The organism is Sphingobacterium sp. JUb20 (assembly GCF_004342035.1).
GTDB classification, from domain to species: Bacteria; Bacteroidota; Bacteroidia; order Sphingobacteriales; family Sphingobacteriaceae; genus Sphingobacterium; species Sphingobacterium anhuiense.
Genome location: NZ_SLYV01000010.1, coordinates 91,532 through 110,586 on the forward strand (window position 1 = coordinate 91,532; position 19,055 = coordinate 110,586).

The 19,055-nt window shown below is 35.9% G+C and carries 13 protein-coding genes; 6 read left to right on the forward strand and 7 right to left on the reverse strand.

From position 1 onward, the window contains the following. Positions 1-31: 31 nt before the first annotated feature. The 4 genes from EDF66_RS17430 to EDF66_RS17445 all read right to left on the reverse strand — a co-directional run bounded on the left by EDF66_RS17430 (position 32) and on the right by EDF66_RS17445 (position 3,845). Positions 32-1,189: an FAD-dependent oxidoreductase gene (locus EDF66_RS17430; RefSeq protein WP_132771957.1), complete on the reverse strand. Its 1,158-nt coding sequence runs from the start codon at positions 1,187-1,189 to the stop codon at positions 32-34. A 29-nt stretch (positions 1,190-1,218) separates the two neighbouring features. Next, complete coding sequence (locus EDF66_RS17435) at positions 1,219-1,974, reverse strand: helix-turn-helix domain-containing protein (protein ID WP_132843994.1); 756 nt, start codon at positions 1,972-1,974, stop codon at positions 1,219-1,221. A gap of 154 nt (positions 1,975-2,128) precedes the next feature. Next, positions 2,129-2,779 carry a flavodoxin gene (locus EDF66_RS17440; RefSeq protein WP_207898670.1) on the reverse strand — a complete coding sequence of 217 codons (651 nt, stop codon included), beginning with the start codon at positions 2,777-2,779 and terminating at the stop codon, positions 2,129-2,131. A gap of 82 nt (positions 2,780-2,861) precedes the next feature. Further along, a complete protein-coding gene (locus EDF66_RS17445) occupies positions 2,862-3,845 on the reverse strand; it encodes an aldo/keto reductase (RefSeq protein WP_132843996.1) in 984 nt (327 codons plus the stop codon). Between the two features lie 405 nt (positions 3,846-4,250). On the opposite strand from EDF66_RS17445, the gene EDF66_RS17450 reads away from it, so the two are divergent. The 4 genes from EDF66_RS17450 to EDF66_RS17465 all read left to right on the forward strand — a co-directional run bounded on the left by EDF66_RS17450 (position 4,251) and on the right by EDF66_RS17465 (position 8,219). Then, entirely contained in the window at positions 4,251-5,255 is a 1,005-nt protein-coding gene (locus tag EDF66_RS17450) for a sensor histidine kinase (protein ID WP_132843998.1), read from the forward strand. Positions 5,256-5,261: 6 nt separating this feature from the next. After that, complete coding sequence (locus tag EDF66_RS17455) at positions 5,262-6,014, forward strand: LytR/AlgR family response regulator transcription factor (protein WP_132843999.1); 753 nt, start codon at positions 5,262-5,264, stop codon at positions 6,012-6,014. A 124-nt stretch (positions 6,015-6,138) separates the two neighbouring features. Further along, the gene (locus tag EDF66_RS17460) at positions 6,139-7,341 is read left to right on the forward strand and encodes a DUF418 domain-containing protein (protein WP_132844001.1); all 1,203 of its coding nucleotides are present in this window, start codon (positions 6,139-6,141) and stop codon (positions 7,339-7,341) included. A gap of 11 nt (positions 7,342-7,352) precedes the next feature. After that, complete coding sequence (locus EDF66_RS17465; protein ID WP_132844003.1) at positions 7,353-8,219, forward strand: helix-turn-helix domain-containing protein; 867 nt, start codon at positions 7,353-7,355, stop codon at positions 8,217-8,219. A gap of 58 nt (positions 8,220-8,277) precedes the next feature. Here EDF66_RS17465 and EDF66_RS17470 read toward each other — a convergent pair whose 3' ends face one another. From EDF66_RS17470 to EDF66_RS17480, 3 genes are all read right to left on the reverse strand, one after another. Further along, positions 8,278-10,545 carry an alpha/beta hydrolase family protein gene (locus EDF66_RS17470; protein ID WP_207898672.1) on the reverse strand — a complete coding sequence of 756 codons (2,268 nt, stop codon included), beginning with the start codon at positions 10,543-10,545 and terminating at the stop codon, positions 8,278-8,280. A 77-nt stretch (positions 10,546-10,622) separates the two neighbouring features. Further along, positions 10,623-13,658, reverse strand: a complete 3,036-nt coding sequence (locus tag EDF66_RS17475; protein ID WP_132844005.1) for a DUF5107 domain-containing protein — start codon at positions 13,656-13,658, stop codon at positions 10,623-10,625. 178 nt (positions 13,659-13,836) lie between these two features. Next, positions 13,837-16,851: a glycoside hydrolase domain-containing protein gene (locus EDF66_RS17480; protein ID WP_243656077.1), complete on the reverse strand. Its 3,015-nt coding sequence runs from the start codon at positions 16,849-16,851 to the stop codon at positions 13,837-13,839. Between the two features lie 574 nt (positions 16,852-17,425). Here EDF66_RS17480 and EDF66_RS17485 point away from each other — a divergent pair. Beyond that, positions 17,426-18,127: an ABC transporter ATP-binding protein gene (locus EDF66_RS17485; RefSeq protein WP_132771965.1), complete on the forward strand. Its 702-nt coding sequence runs from the start codon at positions 17,426-17,428 to the stop codon at positions 18,125-18,127. Further along, entirely contained in the window at positions 18,108-19,055 is a 948-nt protein-coding gene (locus EDF66_RS17490; RefSeq protein WP_132844006.1) for an efflux RND transporter periplasmic adaptor subunit, read from the forward strand. Before EDF66_RS17485 ends, EDF66_RS17490 begins: the two co-directional genes overlap by 20 nt.

Genomic DNA, 19,055 nt, shown 5'->3' on the forward strand with positions numbered 1-19,055 from the left:
ACTATTTCCTGCTCATTTAAATACAATATTACTAATCTTCATGTGTAAGATTAAAAAATGTAAGCATTTGCTCTAATGCATTATTGGCATGCATAATTTCACTATTCTTTAAAGTATCTGCTGTAGCCTCTGCACCTCTCTTGATCATATCTGCTTCAAAAAATGCTATAGCACTCTTTAAATCACTAAATTTATCACTGGTAAGACATGATGCCAATTCAAATGCATCTTGCATCGCAACATTGGCACCTTCACCAGCAAAGGGTGGCATCCGATGAGCCGCATCTCCAATCATAGTCAGGTTATGATTTGCTTCCCAAGATTGATCAAGCGGAAAGTAGTATTGTGGACGTAAAATTAACTGAACATGCTCATTTCTAAAAAATTCAGACCATGCTGTACTCCATTCCACAAACACCTGTCTGAACCATTGATCCGCTTGCTGCTTGTCTTTCAAATCTATTCCATTTTCTTTGAACCAATGTTCTGGACATTTAAAGCTCGCAACAAACATAATCGAACCATCACCTTTAGATCCGTATCCCACAAATTGCCCCTGCCCAAAAGCCATCACCTTTCCATCTTTCGCAAATTCAACAAGTTTTGGAGCATGAATAGCGGCATCATAGATATTACCTTCAATCAAGGTGATACCAGAATATATAGGCTTAATAGTACTAATGAGCGGACGAATTTTTGAATTAGCTCCATCGGCAGCAATTACCAAATCTGCATATGTAGTTGTGCCATTTTTAAAATTTAAATACCATCCATCTTGATGTGATTCCATGGACACAAATTGGCTGTCCCAAATGACAGTATCGGGTTTTAATGAATTTAACAGAATATCACGCAATGGTCCGCGGTCTATTTCAGGTCGGTCTTCTCCTTTTCCAATTTCACGATCATGATCATCCATGTGAATGTTAAGATCCTGATCGACAAGCAACAATTTACTTGCAGTGGGTCGGTGATGTTTATAAAACTCTTGAAGAAGACCTGCACGCTTCATCGCTTCTAATCCAGTACCTTCATGAAGATCCAACGTAGATCCTTGCACGCGCACTTCACGATTAATATCCCTTTCGTAAACATTTACTTCCACATTTTGCATCTGTAAAAGACGAGCTAAAGTTAACCCGCCAACGCCACCTCCGACGATAGCAATTTTCTTATTTTCTACTAACATTCTTTTTCTTTTAACACGATGTGGTAAAATTATTCAGAGTTAAGAGAAGATAATAGTATAAATCGGTCGTTTTTATTCTTCAATAATTCTTTCGGTACTACGCCAGAAAATTTTTTTATATCTTTTATAAAATGGGTCTGATCAAAAAAATTCTCTTCAGGAAACAATTTTCCCTGTGCAACATGATCCAGAGATGCTCGAAAGCGTAAGACATTGCAGTATGCCTTCAGGGATAGACCAAATTGCTGATTGAAATACCTATTGATCTGACGGCTGCTCCATATCACTTTTTCTGCTAATTCTTTTACACTCACGGATCCCTTCGAGGCATAAATTAAATCAAATAAGTGCTGTTTCCGTTTATCGATTTGATGGGGAATTAAGGACTCCATTGTCAGTGTTGCTTTATTCATAAAACAATTAAAATCTTGCAGATCATCTTCAGAAAAATCCCAAAAATCACTTGGAAGCACTTTGCCTGAATCCACTAGATCGGAAATAGGTTGTTTCAAAATATAGTCGACAGCAAGTAATTTAAAACTTACCACAAACATCTTTATACGTGCGGGAATAATCGCCGGTTTATGTTGTGTACCAAGTCCCAATAATATGATTTGAAAAGGATTTTCCGGTGATTTAGAAAATATCAGATCAATTCGTCCATCTGGTAAACCAACTGTTTCTTTTTCCTGATCAGATTGATTATGCAAAAACCAAAAGCTTTCTACATAATCACAAAGGGATTTATTCGGTAAAAAAACGCCATAGTCTATGCTCTTATCCATCACCTTACAACCATATTTAACTGTTATCTGACAGCTGAAAATTCATAATTTATTGAAATATCAAAACTAATTTACAGATTATATTCTTACAGATAAATACTTCTCCTATTTAATAATTATAAATAGCATATACTTAGACCAGCTCCCCTAATCTTTAATTATCTATCTTAATCGTTGCTAGCCATTTCTTTATATCCGCTTTAACCTGCTCTTCTTTTGCACCTTTCATCACCAAAAAAAGTCCTTCTTTTTCCTTTCCGCCTGTAGTAGAATAGCCTGTTAAAACGGTACTATTAGCACATAATTGCCTTAACGTTTCAAAACTGCTACCAATACCATAACCGCCATTCGTGTTAAAAGGAACAATCGTTTTCCCACTTAAATCATTTTGGGACAAAAAGCTTTTGATTGGAGGAGGAAGTTGCATTCCCCAAGTAGGAAACCCGACAAAAATTACATCATATTGTTTTATATTCTCAATTTGCGTTTTTAAAGGAGGCAAATAGCCTCCTTGATTTTCACGAGCAACCTGATCTACTGCACTTTGATAATCCAGTGGATAAGCTGTCATTAATTCGATCGGCACCAGATCACCTCCTATTTCTTTGTGGATGATCTGAGCAACTGCCTTTGTATTGTTTGTACGCGATAAGTACACGATTAATATCTTTTTATCATGAAGCGGTTTGTCTGTTATTGGAGCAGAGCTAGACTGCTCTTTTATCGGTTCTTGAGCCTGAGAACAGGATAATAGCAATAATAAAGCTACACTTAATAGTAATCCGTATTTTGTTAATGCTTTCATTATTAATCAATTTATTAGACAAATATCAAACCGTCAGTTTTTATTTTAGTATACGGATTACGGAAAAAACTACCCTTATTACTTATTTCCCTACTCGATTTTGTAAAGCTTCTGGATACCGCGCTCCTTGGATCGTAATTTTTGAAGTAGCTTGTTCAATCTGTTCCATATCTGCAGCCGATAATCTGATATAAGATGCGCTGATATTCTCCTGTAATCGATGGATTTTTGTTGTCCCTGGAATAGGTACTATCCATGACTTTTGTCCCAATAACCAAGCTAATGCTATTTGTGCCGGAGTAGCCTCCTTATCAATAGCGATTACTTTCAACAAATCAACCAAGGCTTCATTAGCTTTTCTATTCTCTTGTGAAAACCGAGGCACTATATTTCTGAAATCTGTGGGATCAAACTGTGTTAATTCATTGATAGCACCTGTTAAAAATCCTTTTCCTAATGGGCTGAAAGGAACAAAACCTATACCCAATTCTTCAAGAGTAGGTATAATTTCCTTTTCAGGATCCCGATAGAATAACGAATACTCACTTTGTAATGCAGTTACTGGTTGCTCTGCATGTGCTTTACGAATCGTCTCCGCACCCGCTTCTGAAAGCCCCCAATGTCTAATTTTTCCTTCATTTATCAGATCACGAATAGTTCCTGCAACGTCTTCAATCGGAACATTCGGATCCACTCTATGCTGATAAAATAAATCAATATAATCTGTTTTAAGCCTTTTCATGGATGCTTCCGCTACCGCTCTTATGCGTGATGGACTACTATCCAATCCTTTTTTTGAATCACCTTCCTGAAACCCAAATTTGGTTGCAATTACTACTTGGTCGCGAAAAGGGACCAAGGCTTCACCTAGTAGCTCTTCATTAATAAAGGGACCATAACATTCTGCGGTATCAAAAAATGTTACCCCTGCTTCATACGCTTCATGAATTAAGCTAATAGCCTCTTGCTTATCTGTAGCAGGTCCATAACCAAAACTTAACCCCATGCAACCCAAACCCAAAGCTGATACTTCAAGTTTATTATTTCCTAAATTCCTTTTTTCCATGATTTAATATTTTTATACTGACAATAAGTATTTTTTACAATCGCTACTTTTTCTTTTAAGATCTTAAACGGGTATTACAATGCAAAGTTCAGCTATGGTATTGAATAGTCGTGTATACAGATTACGGTTTCACTTACCATTATTACCGATGCTTATTCATTCTCTATTAAACAGACATCATTGTACATGATTTTGTTTATAAAAATCATGTAAGGACTGATGGATATTTATAAAAATAAACAGCATAACTCTATTTACATGCTTAAGGGAATGGTGTATTACAAAATATACTTTCGTCTTCATCCTTTATTTTTCGTTTTAGTCGGGTCAGGTATTTATTTTCGAAACAGAAGGTTGTATCTTTATAAATAGTACTATTTATTGTTGTACAAAATCAAAAAAATATTGTTAGCAAAATACAGTTCATGGCAGGTCTTATTAATCAGTATCGCTGCCGCAACATTTATTATATACCCGGATATCACCTGGTTACCTTTTGAATTAAGAGGATTAGAAGAAACAAGAAAAATGCAGCATATCATCTTTTTCTTATTTCGCTACCTGTTCTTTATCTCATTGGTTTTTATTTTGATTAAAAGCAATCTGACTTATCTTCGATCTTCAACCTTAAAAAAACGGATCGCTTACAATCTTTTGATATCAGCTAGCGGCTACGTTGTATATGGCGGTATTTCATTTTTACTATTTACCAAAGTAAGGCATTTTGGAAGTCTTGTACTCTTTCAATTCTTTGTTGTTTCTATCCTGAGTTCGCTCGTGGGGTACATTATACAGCTCTATCGCGATAAGAGAAAAAAAGAACAGCAGATTGAGGAGCTAACCATGAAAAATCTACAGAGCCGCTATGATGCACTTACCAATCAGATCAACCCACATTTCTTTTTTAATTCCCTAAATGGTCTAACTTCTTTAATTCGAAAAAAGAATGATGAAGTCACTTTAACTTATGTTAACAAATTATCTGATGTATTCCGATACATTCTGCAGAGTGACAAAAAAGGTCTGGTTACTTTGAGAGAAGAGCTTGCTTTCGTAGATGCTTTTAAATATATGATGGAAGTTCGCTTTGCCAATAAATTGACCTATAACGTTGATATAAGTGATGAAGTATTGGACTATAAATTACCAGTGTTATCTATCCTCCCTTTATTGGATAACATTGTTGTACATAATATCATTGACAGCGATCATAAAATGATCATTGATATTTACTTCAATGACCGCAATGAACTTGTTGTTTCAAATCCTATTTACCCTAAATTGGTCGCACCCGTCAGTAACGGAACAGGTCTTAAAAATCTAGAAAGTAGATTTATATTATTACTGGAAAAACCGATACATATTGAAGATAATGGCAAAACATTTACAGTTTATTTACCCTTAAAGTAATTATTGATGCAGGTATTAATTGTTGAAGACGAAACTGCAGCTTATGAAAGCTTGGTTGAGATATTAAAAGAAATTGATCACACTATTCAGGTATTAGGTAATACAGAAAGTGTCAGCCAGACCATTAACTGGTTAACTACAAATCCACCGCCGGATCTCATTTTAATGGATATTCATCTTTCTGATGGTGCGGCATTTCTTATCTTCAATCATGTTGAGGTCGAAATTCCTATAATCTTTACTACTGCTTATGATGAATATGCTATTGAAGCCTTCAAGGTCAACAGTATTGATTATTTGCTAAAACCAATAAAGAAAAATGATCTTGACCGCGCGTTGCAAAAATTTCAACGTTTTACACAATCAGATCTAGTAGCCTATATCTCAAAGATTACGCAATTAGCTCCTGCCAAACAGTATAAAGATAAAATCTTAATTCCTGTTCAAGACAGATTAATTCCAATTGACCTACAGACTGTTTCTTTTTTTTACACAACAGATAAAAGTACCCATATCTATCTCAAAGATGGCAGTAAATATCCTTATTCAAGAACACTCGAGCAACTCTATATTACTTTAAATCCTAAGAACTTTTATCGTGCTAACAAACAGTTCATTATTGCAAGAAATTCAGTCGAGAGCATCACCATCTGGTTTGATAACCGCTTACTTATTACACTTGATACAGAAACCCCTGAACGCATTTATGTCAGTAAAAATAAAGCTTCAGATTTTAAAGAATGGATGGTAAATATGTAAAACCATCGTCGTTTATTTCTCAGATTTTTCGTATTCAGTAATCAATATTTCGCTTTGTTCCATCCCTACATATAGGCATTAATAAATTTCCACATTTTTGCGACTACCTATTACAAGATAGTTTATGGAACCAGTAGCAAAACAAGCAATTACAAACAATAGAATAACTGTCATAGATGCTATTAGGGGTATTACTCTAATCGGTATTTGTATGACACATGCCTTACAGCATTTCGGTGCATTCACTAGTACTGCCCCACCACCATTGCCCTGGATCGGTACAATGGACTCGCTCTTAAGCTGGATATTGCAGTATTTCATCATGGGGAAATTCTTTATTATCTTTTCTTTTTTATTCGGCTTGAGTTTCTTTATACAAATGGATAATGCTGCTAAGAAAGGTATTGATTTTCGTGGTCGATTTTTCTGGCGTCTTATTATCCTATTTATCATCGGTCTTATACATAGCGCTCTTTTTCGAAATGATATCTTGATCATCTATGCGCTATTGGGTGTACCGCTGATCTTTATGTATAAATTATCCAACAAATGGTTGATTGCGATCTCGATTTTCTTTTTATTGGGCGGTGCACAGCTATCTAACATTGTTTACAAATCAATTGCTCCAGAGATTCTATCAACTATTACTGAAACGATGACTGAAAGAAGAGGCCGTTGGCAAGAAATATTTTTCAATGGATCGATTTTAACAAACATACAGCACAACCTTAGTGAACAGTTACATTTTAAATTCAACTTCCAATTTGGGGAATATGGACGAGGCTATATGACAATGGGCTTTTTTATTCTTGGATTATTGGCAGGTCGTTTACGTTTATTTGAAAAACTTGAAAAATACAAAAATCAGATTTATCGCTTAGCTTGGATGGCCTTAGGTGCCGTTATATTACTTTATATTATAAAACCGATCTTACCGGCACAACATGGTAATCCAATTGCTGAATGGCTAGTAATTCCCTTAGATAATCTCATTAACCTATTAGCAGCATATTTATGGTTAGCTGTCATCATAGTTATTTACAGTAAAGAAACGATGCAAAAGAAACTTTCAAAACTTGAAAGCTATGGTCGAATGGGGCTGACCAATTATATGGTACAGTCGATCTTAGGTGTATTTATATTCTATGGATATGGCTTTGGTCTATATGATCTTGGTATATTTCTAAGCGTTATGATCTGTTTAGGCTATACTATGCTCCAGATTCAGTTAAGTCATATGTGGCTACAGAAATTTCGTTACGGTCCGATCGAATGGTTATGGAGATCAGGAACCTATCTTAAATGGCAAAAATTGATCAAATCATAAATGTAAGTAATATGAAAAAAATCACTCATCTAAATAGCGTTTATGCATTCAACATTTTCAATCATTTTGAAGTGCGCCATCCGTTAGTTAATATCGTTGACTGGTCTAAAGCAACCTTACGTCCAGATTGCAATGTCCATTTGGATTTATATTGTATTGCACTATCTATACTTGATAATCATGAAGGCAAGCTTTCTTTTATTGCTCCGGGCAACACGATCGGAATCGAAAATACGGCCGATCAGGTTTTTAGAAAAGGGCATGCCTTAGTATTTCATCCGGATCTGATTGCAGGAACAGCACTTACTGAACATTTAAATGTTTATCATTTTTTTCAAAATAACAGTCATCAAGTATTGCTATTAACTCCAAATGAATGTAAGATCGTATCTGACTGTTTCGCAAAAATCGAATATGAATTAAGTCAACCCATAGACAAGCACAGCAAAAAACTATTAATCTCGAATGTCGAGTTGTTTTTAAATTATTGTGAAAGATTCTATGATCGTCAATTCAGCGTTCCAGATCATATTAATCGGGGGATGGTAAAGAATTTTAAACAGCTATTAAATCATTATTTCAAGTGTGATAATTTAATTGAAAACGGTATTCCTTCCGTGGCGTATTTTGCAGATAAACTAAACATATCGCCCAATTATTTTGGAGACCTAATCAAAAAAGAAGCTGGCAAATCAGCACAGGAATATATAAAGGATAAGATCATTGATGAAGCTAAAAATAAAATTTACAACCGAAGTAAATCAATCAATGAAATTGCATATGAATTAGGATTTAAATATCCTCAACATTTTTCAAGGTTTTTCAAGAAGAATGTAGGCCTTAGTCCAAACGAATATCGGCTCTCGGCTTTAACATAAAAAAGCTGTCTTCCTTATAAAAGAAGACAGCTTTCTAATAAAATAATCTTGATCCTGATTAGTGAAGATGTTTACTAAAGAATCCCATCATCGCTTTATAAAACTCGATCTGATTTTCTTCTTTACCAAAACCATGTCCTTCATCATATTTAACCATATAGGGTACATCAACACCCTTATCCCGCAAAGCTTTTACAATCTGATCAGCTTCAGCAATTTTAACGCGTGGGTCATTTGCTCCTTGTACGACAAATAAAGGTGATTTGATTGCATCAATATGAAAAATTGGTGATACTTCTTTCGCGATTGCAGCTTCATCTTCTTTATTCAGATCATACCATATTTCATATAACATTTCTTTATAAGGTTTCCAATACTCAGGAATCGAACTCATAAGTGTAAAAATATTAGAAACACCAACATAATCAACTCCCGCTTTATACAGATCAGGTGTCTTTTCTAAACCTCTTAGTACAGCGTATCCACCATGACTAGCTCCATAGATCGCGACATTACTTTTATCAACCCAACCTTGCTCAATAGCATATTGTACACCATCTTCAACATCATCCATCGCTTTACGGCCTATTTGCTTAAAACCGGCACGAAGGAATTCTTTTCCATATCCACCAGATATACGGAAATTCACTTGAAGGGTTGCATATCCTCGGCTTGCGAACAATTGGGTTTCGGGATTAAAGCCCCAGCTATCGCGTATTCCCTGAGGACCACCATGTGGGTTTACGATCAAAGGAACTTTTTTACCATCAAGAGCTACTTTAGGCAATGTGATATATCCATGAATAGTCATTCCATCACGGGATTTAAAAGTAATTGGACGCATCACTGCCATATCCTCTTCTTTCAATTGTGGCATCAAATCCACTAATAGAGTCGCTTTACCACTTTTGGTATCATAATGATAATAACGCCCATAAAGTTTGTCGCTTTGAACAACAACTAACAATTGATCTTCATTGTCTGTTTTACCAGCAATCGAGAACTCATAACCTTTAAATTGGCTTTCCAGATTTTTATAAATTTTCTTAAAAGTCTCGCTGACCGGTTTTATAATTACCTTTTCTCCTTCATATCCCACAAAGTCAATTTCCCAATTGCGCTTTCTTGAAAGAGAAATTAGATTCGCATCATATTCTTCATTGGCGTAGATTTCTCTTAATATCTTTTTATTTTTAAGATCGTACAAAACAATTCGAGATTTGTCGGAATCCAAATTAGTTAAGACATAAGCTTCATCGGAATTCTTAGAAGCATAGTTAAACGATACAACACTAAATGTTTCATCCCACTTAGTCGTATGGAAAAGTTCAAAATTTGTGGCACCTTGAGGCTTATAAAAAAATTGACTATTTATACCATTCTGCATCTTTGCATATCCACGAAGGTTACCATCCTTATCAAATTCATAACCAACTATTGCATTTGCAGGATCTTCATTCGTAAATAGTTTTTCCATTACCCCAGTTTGAATATTAACTTTATAAGGTTCGAATACCTGTTTATTATCTTTATTCATCTGGATAATAATAAAATCCTTTTGTTCCTTCAACATATTCAAAATCGATGCTTGAATATTTTCAAAAGGTGTCAAGTCAATATTATTAGTTCCATCAATATTTATTGCATAAAGATGGTAATTCTCGTTACCACCCTGATCCATGACGTACACTAAACGATCATCATTAATCCAACCCATACCGCGGATCAGCTCATTTTTTTCTTCAATAGCCCGAATAACTTTACCAGTAGCGACTTCTTTTACCATTACATGGCGTTTATTCTTATCATCCTTCTCGCGATATGAGATATATTTACCATTTGGAGATAACTGAAAACCGGATAGCTTTGGTTTCGCAAAATAATCTTCAACCTGATATTTAAAATTACCTTTGTCCAATGCAATAAGTGTTGCTAACTGTTCTTTGGTAGATACCAATGTAGTATCGCCAGGCTTAGTGATTACTTTATTTTCCAAAATTAAAGATAGCTTGGCGTCACCTTGTGTATATGTACCTGTGATTTTTCCATTTTCCAATTTACCACTATACTTAATTCCTGCTTGCTCAATACTCAAAACAAGTTGCTTGTTTTCGAAAGTGACAACAGACAGGGGAATTCCAACAGCCCCCTGAAGTGGAACATCCATAGTACCCTGAACTTTACCGTCGGTCTCGGTTAAGTGAAAAATAATGGCAATTGCAGTACCTTGGTAATCCAATGTACCGGTCCAATCGCCTTTGATCTGTGCTTGCGTATTTGACATACCCAAAATTACAAATACAATTGCATAAAGAATCTGCTTCATAATTAATAAAGTTATTTTTGTATTAGTCGCATCTTTATCAATTTTGTTACACTTTTTTTATGGCAGAATCAATAATACTAAAACATCCTATCATCTAATGAAAAATACACAGCACGTATGAGCTCTGGCCAGTACCTCTCCAATCGTCCTTCTCGAATCTGCTGTTCCATCTTACATGCTCTTTCTGACACAACATTGCTTAAAATTGTTATGTTCTCTCCTAACTTTTCTGCGGCTATCTGCTGTAAAAGTTTCTCATATATATTTCTAGATTTAATTTGATTTTTTACCTGTTGCAAACAGTTTTTTTCAGCATCATTGTTTCCTTGTTGCTTCATTAAGATCGCCATCAACCAATCTGCCAGCAATTCATTTTTTTCATCAGCATACGGTTCACCCGCACCAAGATTCTTTGGCCAATTTCGCGATTCTGCTATTTTTCGAAGAGCCGCTTTATATTCTTTTTTAAGAATGTACTGATAAGCAAGCATAAGCTTAGACTGTACATAATATCGATGTCCTTCGGTTGCCCCTTCAAATGGTAAAATATCCATACCTTCTAATGCCTTTTCCGCTTTTGCATATTGTTCATTGAGTAATAAAGTACGGATTAACGTCAAACCTATGATATAGTTCTTCGGAAATCTGCGTTCATAATCTGAAATAACAATAAGCGCTTGTCCATAATTAGTTTGATTATTTAATATCTCGGTCAAATGAAGACCATAACGCCATTCGTTGTGATCTATTGCTCCAGCACGTCGCATATCGTCAACCGCTAGATCTTTCTCTTCCAAACCCGATCTCATAGCATAAAACGGTGCGAAATCAATTGGCTCATTAGTATGTTTCAATTGATCTAATGCATGCTCTTTTTGATTCCTAAAACGGTATAATAAAGCCATCAAGTAATTAATTTTCCAACTTTTTTGCTTTCCTTGTACCCACGCAAATACAGTTTCACTTTCTTCTCTAAAAGGAAATACAAATAATGGATTACTTGTTTCGGCCTTTTTCATCCATTCCGCACTCTCGACCACATCATTCCTGCTCAACCAAGCCATCCAATAAAGCATTTCGGTGTCCATCACAATTCCCTGAAGTACCATTTTAGCTTTTTGATATTCGTGCAAACCTGCGTACCATATAGCAAGTTCAAATACTGTTTGCGAGCTAAATTCTTGTTGCGACACCATCTTTCGCCCTTCCTCGTATATTAGAAATGCATTAAAAGGATCGTAATGGGCAAGTATTTTGCTGTATTTCTCGACTTTTACACGATCTTGTTTATCATTTAGCAGATAACAAATTTGTAGTGCTTCTATATTCATAGCATTTGCCAAGACAGCTTTTTCAGCATATTCAATACTACGCTGGTATTGCTGTATTCGATAATAATATCGGGCCAATTGTGTATAAGCCGCGCTTCTCCAGTTAGGATCTAGAGTTGCCACTTCCAAACCATCAAGAGCATCAAAATTTTTTCCTAATTTTAAGGCATGCAACCCGTAGTAATAGTTAGCTGCCGCAGCATAGGTATCAATTGCCAAAGCCTGTCGGGCATAATTATATCCTTCCTGATAATCCATTTTAAACCAGGCTAATTTTGACATTTCCAACATCATCTCCGAAGTTCTATATTGATCCCTATCCAATTCTTTCAGTTTTATTGCCGCTTGCTCATACTGACGGAATCGAATAAAATCTCGTGCTTCATACAGTTTAACTGTATTGCTATCTAACTTTTCTTCCGGCAATATTTGTGTTGGGCGGTTTAATTGCTTTTCTTCATCTGATAACTTTAGATCAAAATAATCTGTTCCAATCTGTAGTATTTTTACCTGTTCACTAGAGTTACTCCCAACAGTTAGTTTTTGAATCGCACCCACATCAGCTTTCAAAAACGTCGATTCTATGGCATTCCCCTTTCCATCCAGAAATCGAACCGTATCTTTGAGAGTGCGTTTAGGGTCAATAGTTATGAGCAATTCCTGTTGCTTCTTCTCAAAGCTAATCGCTGCCGAAAGTTGTACATCAGCTGGCTTACCAATGCCCGCAAAAGGCATCCAATATTCAGTCCAAACATCAGACTGATAGGGCGCAAACCCGACCTGTTTAAAAGGAGTTAAACTACTGGAAGGTACATTTTGATTAAAAAGCCTACCGCTCTGTATCTCCACATACTGCCCACTCCTATCTGTCAATAGCTCTTCCCATATTTGACCATCGCCAGCCTGTGACCATAAAAATATTTTCTTTCCTAGTTTATCTTCCCGCAATGCATAGCGCATCATACCCTGATTTTGATCAGCATAATAGACTCCAAAGGTATTACTATGTATGCCCAAGACATGATAAGATTTAGAACTACCAAAAGCATTGCCCCGATAAGTAGAAAGATCTCGACCTTGCGAATCCATTGGCCAAGGATGTGTATCGCCATCATGACCGATATACTTATTGCCAGGATATAAAAAATGTAGATCCTCACTTGCTGCTACTCCAAGATTCATCCATGTATAATAAGGTTGCTCCACGGCATTGGCATTCGTCCAGAAAGATCGTGTTGAAAAATACCCTTTATCTTTCTCAAGCTTGATCTCAAGTGTCCAGTGGCTCCGGCTTAACAAATCAAATGCATGAATTAAGCAACTAACACTGCCATCCTCATTTTTAATCATCCGATAATCAACAGGTGTCGAAGTATTGGGTGTATGACCTATAATGCCATAATTAGCCTCAATACCCCCACTAGTCCAGGGACCACGCATCGCAATATCTCGAAATTTGACAACATCATTATTATAAATGTAATCCCTTTTATTAACCTTATCATAGGCAGACCAGATCTTTCCTCCGATTTCTGGCATAACCTGTACCCGGATATAATCATTTTCTAATAGTACTGCCTTCCATTTTTTTTCAACTGCTTTATGAGAAAAGCCATCAAAACGAAAATATGGATATAATTTCTGTGGGGCAGCGATAGGATCCGGATCTGAAAAAGGATAAGTTGTATACTGCTTGTATATTTCAGTAATGCTTGCTGGGCTCTGACCCTGTACCCGGTACAAACTGCTGGTTAATGTGAGTAAGATAATCCACTTTTTCATCAGAATAATTATTTATAAAATTGTTATAACCTGTATGACTTCGTTTCGCTCGATTATTTTTTTAGGGTGATCAAGCAATCATAATCAGCTCTTCGTCTTAAAAAAACTATCATAAGCATACCTTTGTTACGTGCATGCGAAATACTCATGATAATTTTTTCAGATCAATTGAAAACGACTACCTTTCAGTAGATTCCTCAATAATGAGGATCATACCCTTGCCTTTTTCGATCATAATTAGGTCATCAGCTTTATATCTTCCCTCAACTTGAAAAAGAGGTATTGCTGGAGCATATATGTTTGCTTTCTGTGGATTTACGCCCAATTTACTCCAATCAATCTCCAATTTAACTGCGGTATTTTCCGGAGCCCAGCTCGCTATTGCCAGCATAGTTTTATTTCTTTTTTGAAAAACAGTAGTCAAAACATTCTCTTTATTCGTTTTTATAGGGATATTTGGAGACCAGTAACCGATCATTTTACTTCCTTTGATACCAAAATCATCCCATGCTTTCCACAGTCCGGCAGGTGTTAATTTTTGATAAGGCATACGGTTAGTCATACCATAGATCATGCCTCGCCAAGGATTTCCACCGTCCTGTAACATTTCCCCCATCAATCCAAATGGAATACCGCTCACCTCTGTTAAAAAAAAGTCCGGTTGATTGTTTTCATAATCAAAATATTCACCAAACCACAGTCTATTGAGATAAGGAAAATGTTCCAAATAAAGATTTGCACTGTTATTAAAACCATCACTCTTATTAAACTGATTAGCGGAGTGTAGATCAATTAATCCAGCTTTACCATTTTTAGTTAGTACCCTTTTTATGCGTTTCATCGTGATCCGATCAAATGCAACGTCATCGAGATAAATACCATCAATACCAATACGATCGACCAACCAGTTCATACCTTCAACATAGTAGTTATGCCATCTATTCATTCCACTGTTGATGATTGCAGCATCCTTAAATTGAGGCACATACCAAGCAGCAATATAATCCCTTCCCAAATGTTCCTGTAGCCATGAATATCCCTGTCCTTTACCAGAGGAGAATACCTCATGCCCTAAGCTTCTTAACGGATACAGTTCATAGACTCTGTTGGAAACTTCCCTAACCGTATTATATATTTTCACTTTCAATCCTGCTTGATGGGCTTCATCTACATAATGCTTCATTTCCTTAGTAGCAATAAAAGGATAATTGATGTAGGGATTTATTTCATTAGCATGATGTATATTAATCACATTAGATCCACTCTGTACAACCGAATCTACAGGTTTATAAGCATGATAATAACGTTCGTTCCATTGGGCTTCGGTATTCAACGGATGAAAAGGAGTAATCAGTAAATTAAAATTATAGTAGAGAATATCTCCTTTTTTCAATATTCGTTCACCACTATAATTATTTACTACAACTGAGTTTCCTTCTTCTATAATATTGATTCCACCTTTATTGTCGTTACCCCAAGATTTTGGTAATACCAATGGTTTTTGCAGGTAAAAATTAGTATTGAGCGGTCTTGAATAATGTTCGTCACGAAGTGAAAACTGTATTCCGGCATGAACAGCTCCTATCCAGCCACCATCCTGATTTTTATTGGCCACATCCCATTTCCAAGTCAGTTTATTAGGCCTTTTCCCTCCTTTTTCTCCCAAACCCATAAAATAGGTTGCATATTGGGACTGCATCGGAATATGCATCTGGATATCTTTTAATGAAACATCCTCCTGAGCAGTTAGCTTAACTTCGTAATGTAAGTAACCATCAAATTCCAGACGTCCATTTACTTCCATGTTAAGTTGTGGAGAACTATTCATTGCTGTCCAACAATATTGGCCTTCATTTCTTTCGACAAACTTAATTCCACTATTATTCATTTTTATAGCTCTTCCATCAATGGCTCCATAAAGATTAAACTGCATAGGTCCATCTAGAAGATTATTTGGTTTATCTGAAATTTCCGTTAATTCCGGTGTAAAAAACGTGCTGATCTGTCCGGGTAATCCCGATGCACTCAATTTAACCGCTCTCCCCAATATTTGTAAAGTAGAATCAGCTTTCATCTGCAGTGCTGTATATGGCGCGATAAGTGTATTCTTTTGTGCTAAAGTAGAGTTCAACCACGGAAGGCGTGTCATATTCCAAGGTTCATCCGCACCATGATCCTTTATCAGATCGGCTGTAACTTCTACAATAACGTTTATCACTTGTTCCTCAGCATTGGCTGGTTTTACTTTTATTGTTCCTTCATACACTCCAGCACCTATAGTTTCAGGAACTTGAAGACCACACCAAAGCGACTGGATATTATTTATCGGAACAGAAACTTTTAATTTCATCGGTTGTCCAGTATAATCAATACCTTGCGTATTTAGACAGTTCAAGTTCTCTGCAGTGATCAACGATCCATCCTTAGATTTAAAGTCTGAAAATGAAACTTTTACATCCCTTAAATCATGCTTAGAAGACCAAAGAGCAACTTGAAAAGCATAATATTCACCTCGTTTTGCTTGTCCATAAATACGATCACGAGGTCTGTCAATGCCTATCCAGCGCTGGGGTAATTGTTTTTCCATTTTTACAGGAAATTCCCTTAACTCCGGAAATACATAATAGGATTTCTTAGCATTATGGGAAACAAATGCTTCGATCTCTTTCTGAGTTGCAAGAATTTCCATAGGATCATTACTATTATAGTGATCCACCGATTCGAAACGATCAAATGAAACACCTTTCGAGTTTTGAATTTCAGGTTTTGCATCCGAAGGTGCTGCAATAGGATTCTTGAGGTAGATGGCATCAGGGTAATTAGCACTGCGTCCCCCCATTTTATAGGGTAAATAATAAATGTAGTACGTTCCATGATTTGCTAAAGGATTAAAGCGAAAAGCCCCCGATTCAGCATTGATCCACAAATAAGTATTGGGAACTAACTTTTTGTTACTTGCACTATCTACCATGATAAGTTGCTGCTTAGGTTCCATCCAACGGTTACGCCAAGGCAAAACGACCTGTACCTCTTTTTCTTGACTATTTACCCTCACTATCGCCCGATGATTTCCGAATGCATCAGCATCCCATTTCTGTACCTCTGGCGGATACGCTAATTGCCCATAAGCAGAAAAGGAAAATAACGTCACTGTGACAATTCCAACTAAAGCATATCTTTTTACTGTATTCATTTAAATATAGTTTTAATTAACAACATGGTATTTATTCCAGTTTTTTAGGATACATAAGCCTACACAACCAAGAATCTATTTAACAACATCTTTAAATATTCGCAATGAAAATTCGTAACACAATACCAATAACGGAAAACTCATGTTATGGGCTGGTTGTCTCTATACGATTTCGGTACTGCATAATATCATTTTAGATTATCAGGTTTATACTCATATATCTTCTCTCAAGCAATATTTTCTTTTGATCTTGAACTACTTCCTATATGATTTTTGTTGGTTGTATTATGAAACTAATTTGGTTATTATTTATCAATATTACAAGAAAAACATCTTGATACACACATCATTATAATCTTAAAAAATTATAAAAATCCTTTTTAAGAAACACAAGCTTAGAAAGTCTATCCTTATGATCACAAAAAAATATCAAAGTTCATTACTTCCAAAATTTTAAGTTCGGGTATCCCAGTTAAATGATCGTTTATCTATCACTTTCTATAAAATTTTATCGATATTCGTGTAAGTCGGTGCAAACATTGCCTCTTACCACTTGTTTTAATAAAAATTCGACATGCAACAAGGAATCGTCACACTAAAAAACGTTAAAAAAATTTACAAGACAGGCGATTCTGTTATAACTGCATTAGATACTACCAATGTTAGTTTTGAGACAAATAAATTGACTTTAATAATGGGGCCTTCGGGTAGTGGAAAGACAACACTATTATCAATTTTAGGCTTTGTGATCTATCCTACCGCTGGTGATGTTTTTTATAAAGAAACACATGTTAACAACTTAAAGGAATCCGATTTAGCACAATTACGGTTACATGAAATCGGTTTTGTATTTCAACAGTTTAATCTTATAGAACCATTAAATGCTTTAGAAAATGTAATCCAACCACTCATTTTGCAAGGCATTACAAAAAAGGAAGCTATCGTCCGTGCAAGCAGAGCTTTGGATGAAGTAGGATTATCAACTAAAATGAAGACACTTCCAAAAAGATTAAGTGGGGGACAGAAACAACGGGTAGCAATTGCGCGTGCTTTGGTGACTAATCCTGCAATGATCCTATGTGACGAACCAACCGCATCGCTTGATGCTAAAAGTGCCACAAGCATTATGCAAGAACTAAAAACACTAGCTTCCAAAAACAAGGCAGTCATTATTGTTACCCATGATTTACGTCTGCGCAAATATGCAGATAAAGTAATATATGTAGAAGAAGGAAAAGTTTCAGATGTGATTAATAATGAACAAGATTACAAATAGAATCGCGATAACTATAGCTATTGTAATGATGACAATGGCCTGCACTTCGGATAAGAAGCCGAAAACATCACATACTAATAAACAAATCTTACAAGATATAACCGAAATAAAAGCGATTGGTAAGATAATTCCTTCAGAAGATTGGGCCATTATTGCTAGCACAACCGCTGCAATTATTAAACAGGTACTGATTAAAGAGGGAGATACAGTTCAGGCAGGAGAGCTTCTTGTCCTACTTGATAAAGGCAATATTACATTAGATATCGAGCAAGAGCAAACAAAGTTAAATGCGGCAGTCACCGAAAACAGAACTACAGTTGAGGATATTGAAAAAGCAAACTTAAATCTAAAAGAATTGCAAGCTAAATATGAAACTTCTAAACGTCTGTTTGCCCAAAATGCAGAGTCAAAAGAGGTAATGGAAACGGATCTTACCAGTTGGCGACAACAAGAATTAACGTTAAAAGGTCTTCAAGAAAAGCGCAGAGCGCAGCAGATAAAAGAACATGAACAATATTTACAGATTCAAAAAATACAGAATCAGGAGAATGATTTCAACATAAAGGCACGTAAATCAGGAATTATTATGGATCTAACTGCCAAAGTTGGGCAAAGTGTCGGCAATGCAAATGAGCTTGGAAAAATAGTGAATGTTTCAAACCCAATTATTGAAGCCGAAGTCGATGAATTATTTGCTCAGGATGTTAAAATTGGTCAATCGGTAACTATCCTGCCGGTAGGCAGAAAAGATAATCCTATTACGGGACAGATCTTCTACATAAGCCCCATCTTATCGAACAAATCGATTCTATATGAAACCGCAAATGAAGGAGAAGACCGCCGTGTTCGAAAAATAAAAATACAGGTAAATAACAATAATCAACTACCTATCAATGCCAAGGTAGACTGTACAATAAAGATGAAATAG